Origin of the sequence: Sporosarcina ureae DSM 2281 (assembly GCF_000425545.1) — a bacterium.
Classification (GTDB): domain Bacteria; phylum Bacillota; class Bacilli; order Bacillales_A; family Planococcaceae; genus Sporosarcina; species Sporosarcina ureae.
The window spans coordinates 32,695-48,332 of sequence record NZ_AUDQ01000021.1 but is presented as its reverse complement, the minus strand read 5'-3'; the positions used below and the strand labels follow the sequence as shown (position 1 = coordinate 48,332).

14 protein-coding genes, 2 rRNA genes and 1 riboswitch are annotated in these 15,638 nt (G+C 42.6%); all 16 genes read left to right on the top strand.

Annotation, left to right across the window (positions count from 1 at the left end; genetic code table 11):
* Nucleotides 1–143 (top strand): 23S ribosomal RNA (locus tag H605_RS0115100); the annotation flags it as partial.
* Nucleotides 144–216: 73 nt separating this feature from the next.
* Nucleotides 217–332 (top strand): 5S ribosomal RNA (gene rrf / locus H605_RS0115095).
* A 413-nt stretch (nt 333–745) separates the two neighbouring features.
* A complete protein-coding gene (locus H605_RS0115090; RefSeq protein WP_029054985.1) occupies nt 746–1,273 on the top strand; it encodes a DUF2179 domain-containing protein in 528 nt (175 codons plus the stop codon).
* On the top strand, nt 1,270–1,455 hold the full coding sequence (locus H605_RS0115085; protein WP_029054984.1) for an NETI motif-containing protein: 186 nt from the start codon (nt 1,270–1,272) through the stop codon (nt 1,453–1,455). The genes H605_RS0115090 and H605_RS0115085 overlap by 4 nt, the downstream gene beginning before the upstream one ends.
* 127 nt (nt 1,456–1,582) lie before the next feature.
* Nucleotides 1,583–1,683, top strand: a riboswitch (purine riboswitch).
* Nucleotides 1,684–1,843: 160 nt separating this feature from the next.
* On the top strand, nt 1,844–2,332 hold the full coding sequence (purE, locus tag H605_RS0115080; RefSeq protein ID WP_029054983.1) for a 5-(carboxyamino)imidazole ribonucleotide mutase: 489 nt from the start codon (nt 1,844–1,846) through the stop codon (nt 2,330–2,332).
* A 2-nt stretch (nt 2,333–2,334) separates the two neighbouring features.
* On the top strand, nt 2,335–3,456 hold the full coding sequence (purK, locus tag H605_RS0115075) for a 5-(carboxyamino)imidazole ribonucleotide synthase (RefSeq protein ID WP_037562215.1): 1,122 nt from the start codon (nt 2,335–2,337) through the stop codon (nt 3,454–3,456).
* 37 nt (nt 3,457–3,493) lie between these two features.
* Nucleotides 3,494–3,748 carry a phosphoribosylformylglycinamidine synthase subunit PurS gene (gene purS, locus H605_RS0115070; RefSeq protein WP_029054981.1) on the top strand — a complete coding sequence of 85 codons (255 nt, stop codon included), beginning with the start codon at nt 3,494–3,496 and terminating at the stop codon, nt 3,746–3,748.
* The gene (purQ, locus tag H605_RS0115065) at nt 3,745–4,428 is read left to right on the top strand and encodes a phosphoribosylformylglycinamidine synthase subunit PurQ (protein ID WP_029054980.1); all 684 of its coding nucleotides are present in this window, start codon (nt 3,745–3,747) and stop codon (nt 4,426–4,428) included. Before purS ends, purQ begins: the two co-directional genes overlap by 4 nt.
* On the top strand, nt 4,418–6,649 hold the full coding sequence (gene purL, locus H605_RS0115060) for a phosphoribosylformylglycinamidine synthase subunit PurL (protein WP_029054979.1): 2,232 nt from the start codon (nt 4,418–4,420) through the stop codon (nt 6,647–6,649). Before purQ ends, purL begins: the two co-directional genes overlap by 11 nt.
* Entirely contained in the window at nt 6,625–8,049 is a 1,425-nt protein-coding gene (gene purF, locus H605_RS0115055; protein WP_029054978.1) for an amidophosphoribosyltransferase, read from the top strand. Before purL ends, purF begins: the two co-directional genes overlap by 25 nt.
* An 11-nt stretch (nt 8,050–8,060) precedes the next feature.
* Nucleotides 8,061–9,116, top strand: a complete 1,056-nt coding sequence (gene purM, locus H605_RS0115050; protein WP_029054977.1) for a phosphoribosylformylglycinamidine cyclo-ligase — start codon at nt 8,061–8,063, stop codon at nt 9,114–9,116.
* The gene (gene purN / locus H605_RS0115045) at nt 9,113–9,685 is read left to right on the top strand and encodes a phosphoribosylglycinamide formyltransferase (RefSeq protein WP_029054976.1); all 573 of its coding nucleotides are present in this window, start codon (nt 9,113–9,115) and stop codon (nt 9,683–9,685) included. Before purM ends, purN begins: the two co-directional genes overlap by 4 nt.
* Nucleotides 9,686–9,734: 49 nt before the next feature.
* Nucleotides 9,735–11,270 (top strand): bifunctional phosphoribosylaminoimidazolecarboxamide formyltransferase/IMP cyclohydrolase, encoded by a 1,536-nt coding sequence (purH, locus tag H605_RS0115040; protein WP_029054975.1) that lies wholly within the window; start codon nt 9,735–9,737, stop codon nt 11,268–11,270.
* Between the two features lie 21 nt (nt 11,271–11,291).
* Nucleotides 11,292–12,551, top strand: a complete 1,260-nt coding sequence (gene purD / locus H605_RS0115035; RefSeq protein WP_029054974.1) for a phosphoribosylamine--glycine ligase — start codon at nt 11,292–11,294, stop codon at nt 12,549–12,551.
* A gap of 350 nt (nt 12,552–12,901) precedes the next feature.
* Nucleotides 12,902–14,617: an adenine deaminase C-terminal domain-containing protein gene (locus tag H605_RS0115030; protein ID WP_029054973.1), complete on the top strand. Its 1,716-nt coding sequence runs from the start codon at nt 12,902–12,904 to the stop codon at nt 14,615–14,617.
* A gap of 9 nt (nt 14,618–14,626) precedes the next feature.
* On the top strand, nt 14,627–15,637 hold the full coding sequence (locus H605_RS0115025) for a DUF3048 domain-containing protein (RefSeq protein WP_029054972.1): 1,011 nt from the start codon (nt 14,627–14,629) through the stop codon (nt 15,635–15,637).
* Nucleotide 15,638 lies beyond the last annotated feature (1 nt).

Sequence of the window (15,638 nt, the reverse complement as noted above, 5' to 3'; positions counted from 1 at the left end):
AAGCATGAAGCCCCCTTCAAGATGAGATTTCCCATTACGCAAGTAAGTAAGATCCCTCAAAGATGATGAGGTGGATAGGTCTGGGGTGTAAGTACGGCGACGTATGTAGCTGACAGATACTAATCGATCGAGGACTTAACCTATTTTAAAAAGTAGTTACTTGAACTACACAATGTCTTTTATTCAGTTTTGAGTGAACAAGCTTTACTCAAAGAGTCTAGTAACGATGGCGAAGAGGTCACACCCGTTCCCATACCGAACACGGAAGTTAAGCTCTTCAGCGCCGATGGTAGTTGGGGGTTTCCCCCTGTGAGAGTAGGACGTTGCTAGGCACGCGAAGCCATTCCCTTTGGGGAATGGCTTTTTTGTGTTTTATAAAATACTGTTGCTTAATGAGTTGTAAGGAAATCATACATAATTCTTCAATACCTAACCTGTAAAATCAGTAAATGTTCATGCATTTTCAATATCTGCTCTATAAATTCGGTTGTGTGCTCTATGTTTACCGCGTTCCGCTCAATGACCCCAGCCAAGCGCTCAATCGTCCCCCGTATCCGCTCAATGACCCTAAGACAAACAGTGCTGCTCTATACATCCCACACTCCGCTCTACAAATTGAGTCAATAACTCTATCCATCTCACAACCCTCACAGTCTCTCACCATACTCTACTATTTAAAAGACTTTCCTTGAGTTTTTAACGAAGGCGCGATACGATTATCCTACTTGTTTAAAGGAGTGGTGCAATGGTAATGATATTAATTATTTTCACGATCAATATTGTCTATGTAACGTTTATGACAATACGAATAATCCTGACACTCAAAGGCTATCGTTATATTGCCGCAACAGTGAGTATGATTGAAACGGTAGTATACGTCATCGGGCTTGGATTGGTGCTGGATAATTTAGATCAAATCCAAAACTTGATAGCTTATGCACTTGGGTATGGTATCGGGGTTATTATCGGTTCGAAAATTGAAGAACGTTTAGCACTCGGTTATATAACGGTGAACGTGATAACAGCAGATGTCGATAAGGAAATGCCTGCTGAATTGCGCCGACTAGGTTATGGTGTGACAGACTCATCAGCTAATGGATTAAGTGGTAATCGTTCTACAATGCAGATTCTGACGCCTCGTAAATATGAAGTGCAATTGTATAAAACGATAACGGAACTCGATCCGAAAGCATTTATTATATCGTATGAGCCTAAGTCGATACACGGTGGATTCTGGGTGAAGAGTGTGAAAAGAGGCAAGTTATTTAAATGAGTAAACAAAAGATGTGGTTTGATAGAGAAGAAGATGAAACACTCGAGGAATGTTTGGAGAGAATTCAGAGCTTGGGATATACCGTTGTTGCCAGACGTGAGAAGCCACTATTTAAACAGGTTGGAGAAGAGTATATTCCGATTAGACAGCAAACACAGTTTCAAGGGATCAAAAATAGCTAATAACTGTCAGTAGAAAGAGAACAGATGGTTATTCATTCATATGTCAACTTAAAAGCGAATGATTGTAAAAGACTTATATTATAATGTTCGTCTTTTAGTTGACGGATTATGTAATAATTGATAATATAATAAGAGTAAATGAGTTCCCCGTATATGCTACAGAATTGGCTGTGGCGTTTCTACCATGACACCGTAAATGTCTACACTATGTGGGAAAGCAATTTTTCTTGGATAATCATGGAGAATAGCTAAGTTATATTAGCTATGTATCCATTTTGGTAAGGGTCCTTGAAAGTTCTGCTTTTTGTGCATGTGAAAAGTGGAGTTTTCAAGGACCTTTTTATTATTTTATATTAAATCATCTTGTGCATGAAGGAGCGGATTAGATTTGGAACCAAAAATTGGTGTCATTATGGGCAGTAAGAGCGACTGGGAAACAATGAAGCATGCATGCGACATATTGGATGAGCTAGGCGTTTCTTATGAAAAGAAAGTAGTGTCAGCCCACCGTACGCCGGATTTTATGTTTGACTATGCGGAACAAGCAGAAAAAAAAGGATTACATGCTATTATCGCAGGAGCAGGCGGAGCCGCCCATCTACCAGGGATGGTTGCAGCAAAAACGCTAGTTCCTGTTATTGGTGTGCCTGTGCAATCTAAAGCATTGAATGGCATGGACTCGCTATTATCCATCGTTCAAATGCCAGGAGGCGTACCTGTAGCGACTGTGTCAATCGGTAAAGCGGGTGCTACAAATGCTGGTCTTTTAGCAGCTCAAATGCTCTGTGTACAAGATGAAGAATTACGTAAGAAACTACAGCAAAGACGCGATGAAATGAAGAAAATCTCGCTGGAAAGCAGTGGTGAACTGAATTGAAAATGATTCAACCAGGACAGACGATCGGTATCATCGGTGGTGGTCAATTGGGGCGGATGATGGGACTTGCAGCAAAAGAGGCTGGTTTCAAGATTGCGGTACTTGATCCAACAAAAAATTCCCCTTGCGGACAGTTGGCGGATATCGAAATCGTTGCACCGTATAATGATGAAGAAGCGTTGAATGAATTAAGCCAAGTAAGTGATGTCATTACATTTGAATTTGAAAATATCGATTATGAAGGATTGAAACGGCTGACAAAGAAAGCCTATGTACCCCAAGGTGCTGAATTAGTCCGTATCACGCAAAATCGTATCAATGAAAAGGCTGAGATACGAGCGGCTGGAGTACCGGTTGCGCCTTACATAACCGCTGAGACGTACGAAGAGCTAGTGCAGAAAATTGATGAACTAGGATTTCCTTGTATCGTGAAAACTGCTTTTGGCGGCTATGACGGTAAAGGTCAAGTGAAGCTTGAAGCGAAAGAGCAAATTGAAAGTGCCAAAGATCTTTTTACACACTCTTCTTGTATAGCAGAAGCTTTCGTTCCTTTTGATAAAGAGATTTCCGTTATTATTCAAAGAAATCCAGCAGGACAAACCTATTGCCTGCCAATAGCAGAGAATATTCATAAGCATCATATTCTGCACGAATCAATTGTACCTGCACGAGTAGATGAGGCGGTTCTGCAGCAAGCCGAAGATGCAGCAAAAAAAATTGCAGGTCATTTAGAGTTAGTGGGGACACTAGCAGTTGAAATGTTCGTACTGCCTGACGGTACAATCATTATTAATGAATTAGCGCCACGCCCGCATAACTCTGGTCACTACTCAATAGAGGCATGTAACATCTCACAATTTCATCAGCATATCCGTGCGGTCTGTGGTTGGCCGTTACGTGAGCCGAAGTTATGGGCACCATCCATTATGGTGAATGTACTTGGAGAACATGTAGCACCGCTTCAAGAGCGCATCGCGGATTATCCAGAATGGTCCATTCATTTATACGGCAAAGCAGAAGTAAAAGAAAAACGTAAAATGGGTCACGTTACAATCATGACGGAAAATCTTGATGAAACATTACAAGAAATTGAACAGTCCAGTATTTGGCAAGATAATAACTAATAAAAAACTATTATTTCCACTTTGGGAGGAACCGACAATGACGAAAGTAACTATTTATGTAACACTACGTGAAAGTGTTGTAGATCCACAAGGCATCGCGACAACTGAAGCACTTCAAAAGATTGGCTATGAAGAAGTGAAAAGTGTAAGAGTTGGAAAACTGATCGAATTACAGCTTGATGGATCAGAAGAGACAATCGAAGCACGTGTGAATGAAATGTGTAAAGATCTATTGATTAATAAAGTCATTGAAGATTATCGCTTTGAAATCGGGGAGGTTGCCAGCAAATGAAGTTCGCCGTTTTAGTATTCCCAGGTCTTACTTGTGATCTTGATATGTACCATGCAATTGAGGAAACAGTAAAGCAAGATGTTGAATACGTTTGGCATACAGAAGCCGATCAACTCGATCAATTCGATGCGGTTCTATTACCGACAGGCACTTCATACGGCAACTACTTACGTCCGGGTGCATTGGCGAAAAGTTCACCTGCTTGCAAACAGTTACAAGCATTTGCTGAATCAGGTAAATTGGTTCTGGGTGTAGGTAATGGTTTCCATATCTTAGTAGAAGCAGGTATCCTTCCAGGTGGATTCTTACGTAATCAGAGTTTGAAATTCCGTTCAGCTCGAGAAACAGTACGAGTGGAAAATAATAACACAGCTTTCACCAAAGAATATACACAAGGTCAAGTGCTCACATTGCCAGTAGCTAACGAATTTGGTAACTACTACGCTGACGAGCAGACAGTAGAAGAACTTAAAAATAATAATCAAATCGTTTTCACATATGCGAATGAAAATACAGATGGCAGTACAGAAGCAATCGCAGGGATCACAAATGAAAAAGGTAATGTACTCGGTATGATGCCACTTCCTGAACGTGCAGTGGAAGAAATCATCGGTGGAACAGATGGAACAGCTTTATTCCAATCAATCATGAACAATCGGGGTGAACAGCATGTCAATTAATCACGAACCTACAGCGGAGCAAATCAAAGAAAATCGTCTATATCTCCAAATGGGCATGACAGATGCAGAGTATGAGCGTGCAGTAGAAAAACTTGGACGTACTCCGAATTACGTAGAAACAGGTCTGTTTTCTGCTATGTGGTCAGAGCATTGTTCGTATAAAAGCTCAAAGTCTGTATTACGTAGATTTCCTACCGAAGGTGCACGTGTACTACAAGGGCCAGGTGAAGGGGCTGGAATTGTAGACATTGGTGATAATCAAGCTGCGGTGTTTAAAATGGAATCTCATAACTCACCATCAGCAATCGAGCCTTTCATTGGTGCAGCAACAGGTGCAGGCGGAATCATTCGTGACGTATTTTCTATGGGTGCGCGTCCGGTGGCATTAGTCAATTCACTTCGTTTCGGAGATTTAACAGATCCTCGTGATAAATTCTTATTTGAGGAAGCAGTTGCTGGAATTGCGAGTTACGGTAACGCGATGGGAATTCCAACAGTAGCTGGTGAAGTTCAGTTCGATCAGTGCTATTCGAAGCGTCCGTTGGTCAACGCAATGGCAGTCGGTTTGTTGAATCATGAAGATATTCAAAAAGGTGTCGCAGCTGGTATTGGCAACACAGTGATATATGCGGGGGCTACAACAGGTCGCGATGGAATTCACGGAGCCACCATGTCTTCTTCCGAACTATCTATTGAAGAAGAGCAAGAACTGCCGGTAATGCAAGCAGGAGATCCATTCATTGAAAAGCTATTGATGGAAGCTTGCTTAGAGCTAGTTCAATCAGATGCGTTGATCGGTATTCAGGATATGGGTGCAGCAGGTCTTACTTCTTCAGCAGCTGAGATGGCTTCAAAAGCTGGTTATGGTGTGGAATTGAACTTGGATCTTGTACCACAGCGTGAAGAGAATATGACAGCGTATGAAATGATGCTGTCTGAATCTCAGGAACGTATGTTGATCGTTGTGAAAAAGGGTCGTGAAGAAGAAGTTATTGCATTATTCACGAAGTACGGAATTACTGCAGCAACTATCGGTCATGTAACAGATGATAAAATGCTCCGTTTGCTTCATAAAGGCGAAGTCGCAGCAGAAGTTTCAGCAGATCTACTAGCTGAAGATGCACCTAGCTATCAGAAAGAATCAAAAGAACCTGCATCGTTTGCGGAAAACCAGGCGATTGAAAATACAGAACCACAAGTAACGAACTTGAAAGAAACACTACTCGATTTATTGCAACGTCCAACGATTGCTTCAAAAGAGTGGGTCTACAATCAATTCGATACAGGTGCAAGAACGAATACAGTACTAGCACCAGGAGCATCAGCAGGTGTAATCCGTGTTAGAGGAACAAATAAAGGTATTGCGATGACAGCGGATTGTAACTCTCGATTCATTTATTTGGATCCGGAAGTTGGCGGTAAAATTGCCGTTGCTGAAGCTGCACGTAACCTTGTCTGTTCAGGTGCAGAGCCAATCGCGCTGACTGACTGCTTGAACTTTGGTAGCCCGGACAAGCCAGAAGTATTCTGGCAGTTGGAAAAATCAGCTGACGGTATTTCTGAAGCGTGTCGTAAACTGAATGCACCGGTCATTGGCGGTAATGTATCTCTTTCCAATGAAGTAAACGGTGTGCCAATCTATCCAACGCCAACAATTGGTTTGGTAGGAATCGTTCATGATTTAAGTCAAGTGACAACACCTGGTTTCAAACAAGCCGGAGATGCGATCTACTTGATTGGTCAAACAGAAACAGAATTCGGTGGCAGTGAACTGCAACAAATGATCGAAGGAAAGATCTTCGGTAAATCACCTGCAATCGATTTGGATATAGAAGCAACTCGTCAGCAACAACTTCTTGAAGCAATCCAAGCGGGATTGATTCAATCGGCTGATGATTTGTCTGAAGGTGGATTTGCAGTAGCGCTTTGTGAAGGTACATTCGGTTCACAAGGTTTGGGTGCTGATGTAACAGTGGAAGGCTCAGCAATCACTGCGTTGTTCAGTGAAACACAGTCACGTTTCTTGGTTACGGTACAAGCTGATCAAGTAGCTGCGTTTGAAGAGAAAGTTCAAGATGCAGTGAAAATCGGAACAGTGACAGATGGCGAAGAAATCGTCATTAAAGATGCAGAAGGAACTGTCCTAGTAGAAGGGACGGTAGAAGAATTCCAAACTGCTTGGAAAGGGGCTATTGCATGCTTGCTGAACTCAGAGGACTAAACGAAGAGTGCGGCGTATTTGGTATTTGGGGACATGACGATGCTGCACAGCTCAGCTATTACGCATTGCATGCTCTTCAGCATCGTGGACAGGAGGGGGCCGGTATCGTCGTTAAAGGCGATAACGGTCTCCATGCAGTGAAAGGTGAAGGTCTAGTCAATGAAGTGTTCTCAGGCGAAAAACTGAATTCACTTGAAGGACGTGGCGCAATTGGACAAGTTCGCTATACGACAAAAGATGGACGTGGTATAGAAAATGTTCAGCCACTAGTCTTCCGTTCAACAACTGGTAGCTTGGCAATCGCACATAACGGTAACCTGATCAATGCGACAGATTTAAAAGAACATTTGGAGCGTCAAGGTAGTATCTTCCAAAGTACATCCGATACTGAAGTGCTCGCTCACTTGATCAAACGTAGCAGTGGTTCACGTAATCATCGAGAACGGGTGAAAAAGGCACTTAGTATTCTAAAAGGTGCATTTGCATTCGTTTTAATGACAGATGAAGGTTTGATGGTTGCACAAGATCCAAACGGTATGCGCCCATTATCTTTAGGAAAAATTGGTGATGCGTGGGTCGTTGCATCCGAAACTTGTGCATTTGAAATTATCGGTGCTGAACATGTTCGTTCTGTGGAACCTGGCGAATTGCTGATTATCAATGATGACGGATTATCGTCCGAGCGTTTTGCAGAACCGGCAGATAATGCGATGTGTTCTATGGAATATGTCTACTTTTCCCGTCCTGATTCAAATATCGACGGAATTAATATTCATGCTGCACGTAAACGTTGTGGTAAACAATTGGCTCGTGAAGTACAGATTAGTGCAGATGTCGTCACAGGGGTTCCAGATTCCAGTATTTCAGCTGCAATTGGATTCTCTGAACAAAGCGGTATTCCGTATGAGTTGGGATTAATTAAAAATCGCTATGTCGGACGAACGTTTATTCAACCATCTCAAGCGCTGCGTGAACAAGGTGTGAAGATGAAGCTATCACCTGTACATCAAGTCGTTGATGGTAAGCGTGTGGTTATGGTTGATGATTCAATCGTTCGTGGTACAACATCTAAACGAATAGTTTCAATGCTTCGCGATGCGGGCGCTAAAGAAATACATGTCGTCATTGCTTCACCACCTTTAATCGCTCCATGTTATTACGGTGTAGATATTAGTTCAGATTCAGAATTACTTGCAACGGGTCGTACTATAGAAGAAATGCGTGATGAGATCGGCGCAGATTCCCTATCATTCCTATCAATAGATGGAATGTTGGAATCAAATGGTCGGTCACCTGAAATGAAAAACTGCGGACAATGCTTAGCTTGTTTCACGGGTGAGTATCCAACAGAGATTTATTCGGATACGACAATGCCGCACGAAAAAGAAATCGTACGATAGGAGGCCTTTCCATGTCGAAGGCATATGAAAAAGCGGGAGTTAATATAGAAGCTGGCTATGAGTCAGTTGAACGCATGAAGTCTCACGTAGCACGAACATCCCGAAAAGGGGTAGCAGGTGCATTTGGTGGGTTCGGCGGAATGTTCGATCTATCTGCGCTCGAATATAAAGAACCGGTACTAATTTCCGGTACAGACGGTGTTGGAACGAAATTGAAATTGGCATTCATGGCGGACCGTCATGACACGATCGGAATTGACTGTGTCGCAATGTGTGTGAATGATATCGTGGCACAAGGTGCAGAGCCATTGTATTTCCTTGACTATGTTGCACTAGGTAAAGCGATCCCTGAAAAAGTGGAAGCAATCGTCAAAGGTGTAGCGGATGGTTGTGTACAATCGGGTGCAGCCTTGATAGGTGGAGAAACGGCTGAAATGCCAGGTCTTTACGAAGAAGATGAATATGATTTGGCTGGCTTTGCTGTAGGAGCTTGTGAAAAGAGCAAGCTGGTTACAGGCGAGCGTGTACAAGAAGGTGACGTATTAGTTGGAATCGCATCGAGCGGTATTCACTCGAACGGTTTCTCTTTAGTACGCCATATTGTATTTGAACAATTGGGCGCAGATATTAACGGTACGATTGAAGGCTATGAAAATCTCGGTACAGTAGCGGATGCGTTGTTAAAGCCAACTAAGATCTACGCAAAGCCGGTACTTGAAATGCATCAAAAGCTTGATGTGCATTCCATGGGTCATATTACGGGCGGTGGATTCTTCGAAAACCTTCCACGTATGTTCTCTGAAGGATTTGGAGTAGAAGTAGATTTAGGCGCTTGGCCTGTACTTCCTGTATTCCACATGTTGAAAGCAAAAGGCGAATTAACAGATCGTGATTTATATAGCGTATTCAATATGGGTGTTGGGTTCGTCGTAGCCTTACCGGAAGCAGAAGCTGATCAAGCAATCGAAATCGCTAAAGCACATGGTGAAGAAGCATATGTAATCGGACGTGTTACGAAGCAAGAAGGCGTAACATTTAACGGTGAGCATGACGGGACATTGTCATAATGAATAAAGTAAAGATCGCAGTATTTGCTTCAGGGAGCGGCAGTAACTTTGCCGCTTTGGCAGAAGCTTGTAAAGCGGAGCGCATTCCAGCAGAAATCGTTTTAATGGTAACAGATAAACCGGATGCTTTCGTCAGTGAACGGGCAAACGAAATAGGTATACCAATTGCGGCCATTCGTCCTCGTGATTTCGAAACCAAAAAAGCATATGAGCAAGCAGTACTTGAAGCATTACAAGAAGCACAAGTGGAGTGGCTGATATTGGCAGGCTATATGCGATTGATCGGTCCTGTTTTATTAGAAGCATATCCTGAACGGATCATCAATATCCATCCATCGTTATTGCCTTCATTCCCAGGTAAGGATGCGATTGGACAAGCTGTAGCTGCCGGCGTTAAAGTAACAGGTGTTACAGTTCATCTTGTAGATGAAGGAATGGATACAGGTCCGATTTTAGCACAACGTGCAGTGGACGTTATTGATGGGGATGCCGAGCGAACTGCTTTAGCTATCCATGCCGTGGAACATGAATTATATACCACAACATTGCAAAACTTATTTAAAAAATGAAGAGCCTGTTGAGATGACAGGCTTTTTTTATAAACTGGAGGGAATTCCTTTGAAAAAACGCGCATTGTTAAGCGTATCGGATAAAAGTGGAATACTAGAATTTGCGAAAGAACTTGAACAGCTTGGATATGAATTATTATCTACTGGTGGTACAATGAAGCATTTGAAAGACAATGGTATTGCTGTAACGGCTGTAGATGAAGTAACAGGATTCCCAGAAATTATGGAAGGCCGCGTGAAAACATTGAATCCAATGATTCACGGTGGATTACTTGCAAAACAAGATGACCCTGAACATCAAGCGCAAATGGAAGAACACGGTATCCAGCCAATCGATGTAGTCTGTGTTAACTTGTATCCATTCAAAGAAACGATTTCTAAACCAGACGTATCAGCAGAAGATGCGATCGAAAATATTGATATTGGTGGACCAGCAATGCTTCGCGCATCTGCAAAGAATCATACATACGTAACTGTCATTGTGGATGCAGCTGACTACGGTGCGGTACTCGACGAACTGAAAGCGGATGGCAAGACGACTCTTGAAACACGCCGTCGTTTAGCAGCTAAAGTATTCCGTCATACAGCAGCCTATGATTCATTGATTTCAGGCTACTTGACAGATCTTGCAGGCGAACAATTCCCAGAACAAGTTACCTATACATACGAGTTGAAGCAACCATTGCGTTATGGAGAAAATCCTCATCAGCAGGCAGCATTCTATAGTCGCCCGCTTGGATCTGATTTCTCGATCGCCTATGCAGAACAGCTTCACGGAAAAGAATTATCTTATAACAATATCCAGGATGCAAATGCAGCGATTCAAATTGTAAAGGAATTCACTGAGCCTGCAGCCGTTGCGGTTAAGCACATGAATCCATGTGGTGTAGGTACAGGAGAGACTATTGCAGAAGCTTTCCAAAAAGCTTATGAAGCGGATTCTACGTCTATTTTTGGTGGAATCATTGCGTTGAATAAAGAAGTGGACCAGGAAACAGCCGTGCAACTTGCTGATATATTCCTTGAAATTGTCATTGCTCCTTCATTTACAGAAGAAGCACTAGAGACATTAACGAAGAAGAAAAACATTCGTCTCTTAACAATTTCATTTGAACAGCAGAAAAAAGATCAGTGGAACACGGTATCCGTTGAAGGTGGATTGTTGATGCAACAACCTGATGCGCATGGTTTTGAAGAAGCGGATATCAAGGTGGCAACAGACCGAGAGCCGACTGAAGCAGAATGGAATGCGATGAAACTGGGTTGGGCAGTTGTCAAGCACGTGAAGTCCAATGCGATTGTCGTAACAGATGAGCATATGACAATCGGTGTAGGTGCAGGTCAGATGAACCGTGTAGGTGCTGCGAAAATCGCTCTGACACAAGCAGGCGAACGTGCAAAAGGAGCAGCTCTTGCATCTGATGCATTCTTCCCTATGGATGATACAGTTGAAGCAGCGGCAAAAGCAGGTATTACGGCAATCATTCAACCGGGTGGTTCAGTAAAAGATGCAGATTCCATTAAAAAAGCCAATGAATACGGCATTACGATGGTATTCACGGGTGTACGTCATTTTAAACACTAAGAGTGCAGGGAGTAGATCAACATGAAAGTTCTTGTAATTGGAAGTGGCGGTCGTGAACATGCGATAGCCAAACAGTTTAACCAAGCGCCTTCTGTATCAGAAGTATTTGTCGCGCCTGGCAACGACGGTATGCAGCAAGATGCAACATGTGTGCACATTGCTGCTACAGACTTTGAGGCTTTGGCAAATTTTGCAATCGAACAGCGTGTTACGTTGACGTTCGTTGGACCGGAACAGCCGCTAGCGGAAGGAATTGCTGATTATTTCTTAGCTAAAGGTTTAACAGTATTCGGCCCGACTCAGGCGGCTGCTCGCATCGAAGGCAGTAAGTCATTCGCCAAGGAAATCATGGACAAGTATGATATTCCAACAGCGGCTTATGGAACATTCACGGATGCTGAAGAAGCAAAGTCATTCATCCGCGAACAAGGTGCTCCAATCGTTGTGAAAGCTGATGGATTAGCAGCTGGAAAAGGTGTAATCGTCGCGATGGAATTACAGGAAGCGTTAGATGCAGTAGATGACATGATCGGAAATCAAAAGTTCGGTGAATCATCTTCACGTGTGGTGGTAGAAGAATTTCTCGATGGTGAAGAGTTCTCTTATATGTCGTTCGTTCATGACGGACAAATCTACCCAATGGTAATTGCACAAGATCACAAACGTGCGTATGACGGTGATCGCGGTCCGAACACTGGTGGAATGGGAGCATATTCCCCAGTACCGCAAATTTCGGATGCAATTGTGCAAGAAGCATACGATCGCGTAGTCGTACCTACTGTCGAGGCTATGACAGAAGAAGGAATTCCTTTTACAGGTATCCTCTATGCTGGTTTAATACTTACTGAGCAAGGTCCGAAAGTTATTGAATTCAATGCTCGTTTTGGCGACCCAGAAACGCAAGTTGTCTTACCGCGTATGAAATCGGATTTTGGTAAGTTCATGGAAGCACTAATGGCTGGAGAATCATTCGATCTTGAATGGTATGAAGAAGCGATGTTAGGCGTTGTCATTGCATCGGAAGGGTATCCTTCTGATGTAGTGAATGGCCGTGCACTCCCAAACCTTGATGTATTGACTGATAAAGGACTTGACGTCTTTCATGCAGGAACAAAGCTAGAAGATGATCACTTCGTCGGAAACGGTGGGCGTGTACTTCTTGTTGCAGCGAAAGCAGCTACGTTAAAGGAAGCACAGGAGAAAGTCTACAATGGCCTTGCTGATCAACCATGGGATGGATTCTTCCACCGTACGGATATTGGATGGCGTACATTTGAATAAAAGATTATATGGGACTGTCTTAGAAGTGTTGCATTACTTCTAAGACAGTCTTTTTTAATACTATAGGTAGGCGTTTGAAGTCTGTGAACATGTAGTAGATGCTGCATACAATTTATTCAGTTTGGAAAAAACAAGTTATCCACAACATATTATATAATTTGTGGTTTGTTAGTGGAGAAAGTGTGAGTAAGTTGTTGGTAATGTGTGTAAGTATTCAGTATCTTGTGGATTAATAAAAAGTCGCTTGTGGACAACATTTATGTGACGTAGCTATTCCAGATTGAATTGCTATGTTACGATAAAGCAATAGTTAACAAACTAGAAAACTACTTTTAGGGACGGTGATCGGCATGTGGAGTGCGAAAGAAATACAGTCACAACTTGCAATTATTGATGGACAGAAAGCTCCTGATATCGTAATTAAAAATGCTACGTACTTACATTCTATATTCAAGAAATGGGCGCAAGGAAACATTTGGATTCAAGGTGACCGAATCATTTATGTAGGGGAGCGCATGCCGGCTATGTTTGAAGGAACAGAATGTGTTGATGCTTACGGCAAGAAAATAGTCCCAGGATACATCGAGCCGCATGTCCATCCCTTCCAATTATATAATCCAGAAACATTTGCTGACTATGCAGCACGTCGAGGAACAACAACTTTTATCTCAGATAATCTCATCTTGTTCTCGATGCTGGATCAGCAAACGGCGTTTACGTTCATTGATCAACTGAACGAACTGCCATTCTCATTTTATTGGTGGGCACGTGTTGATTCACAAACTGTATTGCAAAATGAAAAAGAGCTTTTCAATCCTGTAGATATTGTGAAATGGATGGAGCGTCCTGATGTATTGATGACAGGGGAGCTGACAGGTTGGCCTAGACTACTACAAGGTGATCAAAATATCATGCAGTCTTTAATGGAATCCAAACGACTTGGTAAAAAGATCGAAGGACATTTCCCAGGCGCATCGGAACGTACACTGGCCCGAATGAAATTGCTTGGAGCAGACGGCGATCATGAGGCGATGACTGTGGACGAAGTGGGAAGACGATTGCAGCAAGGCTATGCTGCCACATTACGCTATTCTTCAATTCGTCCAGACCTTCCAGATTTATTGAAAGGTATTGTCGAGAAGGAATGGGATGTTTTTGATCATTTGATGATGACGACAGATGGTTCCACACCATCGTTCTACCGTGAAGGCGTAATGGACCAATGCATTCAGATAGCACTTGACGCGGGAGTACCACCGATCGATGCGTATCAAATGGCATCATATAACGTGGCGAGGTACTACGATATTACGGATTTGCATAGTGTAATTGCGACAGGCCGTTTTGCGACATTGAACTTTTTAGAGGATGAACATAATCCAGTGCCAACTGATGTATTATCAAAAGGGAAGTGGGTACTCCGAGATAGTATACCGTCTGATACTTTCAAAGCGGTGGACTGGAAAGCGTTGCCGGCATTTGAATTACCTTATGAACTGACAGATGAAGACTTCACATTCCCATCTTCAATGGGAATTCAAATGATTAATGATGTGATTACGAAAGTATATGAAAGCGATCTGGATCTCAGTAGTCCAACTATTGCTTCTGGTGATGAATGTTATTTGATGTTATTGGATAAGAACGGCAAGTGGCGAGTCAATACGATGTTGAAAGGATTCGGGAATAATCTGCAAGGTTTTGCATCTTCCTATTCAAATACGGGTGATGTATTATTGATTGGGCAGGATTGGCAAGAGATGAAGAGAGCGTTTAATGAAATTAAGAAAATAGGCGGGGGCATGGCACTCGCTGAAAATGGTAAGATAATTGAAACGTTACCACTACAAGTTGCAGGCGGATTGTCTGTTCAAGCGATGGAAACCATCATTGAAGAAGAGGTAGCTATGAAAAAAGCATTAAGAGAGCGTGGTTATGCGCATGGAGATGCCGTATATACGCTGTTATTCCTTCAGTCTGTTCACTTGCCGTATGTCCGCATCACGCCGATTGGTGTCGTGCAAGTAATGAAAAATGAACTATTAATACCTCATGTAGAAAGGTAGGAACATATATTGAGATGGAATGGACGAAAGTTACTCTTGACGGCCGCGGTTAGCTTGTTATGTCTTGGGGGTTGCTCTTCGAAAGGTCAACCTGAACCAGAGGAACAACAAACTTCGATTGAAGTATCTCCTTTTACAGGTGAAATTACAGATGCAATCGACAACCGTCCTATTATAGCGACAATTAGTAATATACCTGCTGCTCGTCCACAGTCGGGACTTTCAGATGCAGATCAGATATATGAATTCTTAGCAGAAGGTCAAGTTACGCGCTTCGCTGCACTATTTCAAAGTAAAGTGCCTGATCAGATAGGTCCTATTCGAAGTGCTCGTGATTATTTCGTAAACTTAGCAGAAGGTATGGATGCATTTTATATCGCTCACGGTTATAGTCCGGATGCAAAGAGATTACTTGATGATCGGGTAGTCGATCATATAAATGGCATAAATCATGACGGGACTTTATTCGAACGTTCAGCAGATCGTCAGGCTCCGCATAACTCGTATATTTCAAAGGAACATATTGCAGAAGCATTTGGTCTTGTGAATGCATCTGAAAAAATCACTGCACAGCCGTCCTTTTCTTTCCTTAATCCTGATGAAAGTGATAAAATAGGGGATATAGCATCAGCGGTTCAAGTATCGTACAGTTCAGATCCGAATTTCATTAGTACGTATCAATATGATCAAGAAGAAAATCGGTATTATCGATCTGTAAACGGTATTGATACAGTAGATAAGTTAAACGAACGACGTATAGAAATGGCGAATATCATCGTGATGGAAATGGCTCATCAAACAGTTGATCAACAAGGCAGGCTCACAATTGATCTAGAATCTGGCGGCCAAGCTATGCTGTTTCATGAAGGGATCGCTAAACCGATCGAATGGCAAAATAAAGATGGATTTTTAACTCCAGTGGAACAAGGTGTACCTGTTAAATTAACAGCCGGGAAAACTTGGATCCACATTGTGCCATCATTATCAGGTCCTTCTACTTCCGTCACTTATACTCCGTAAG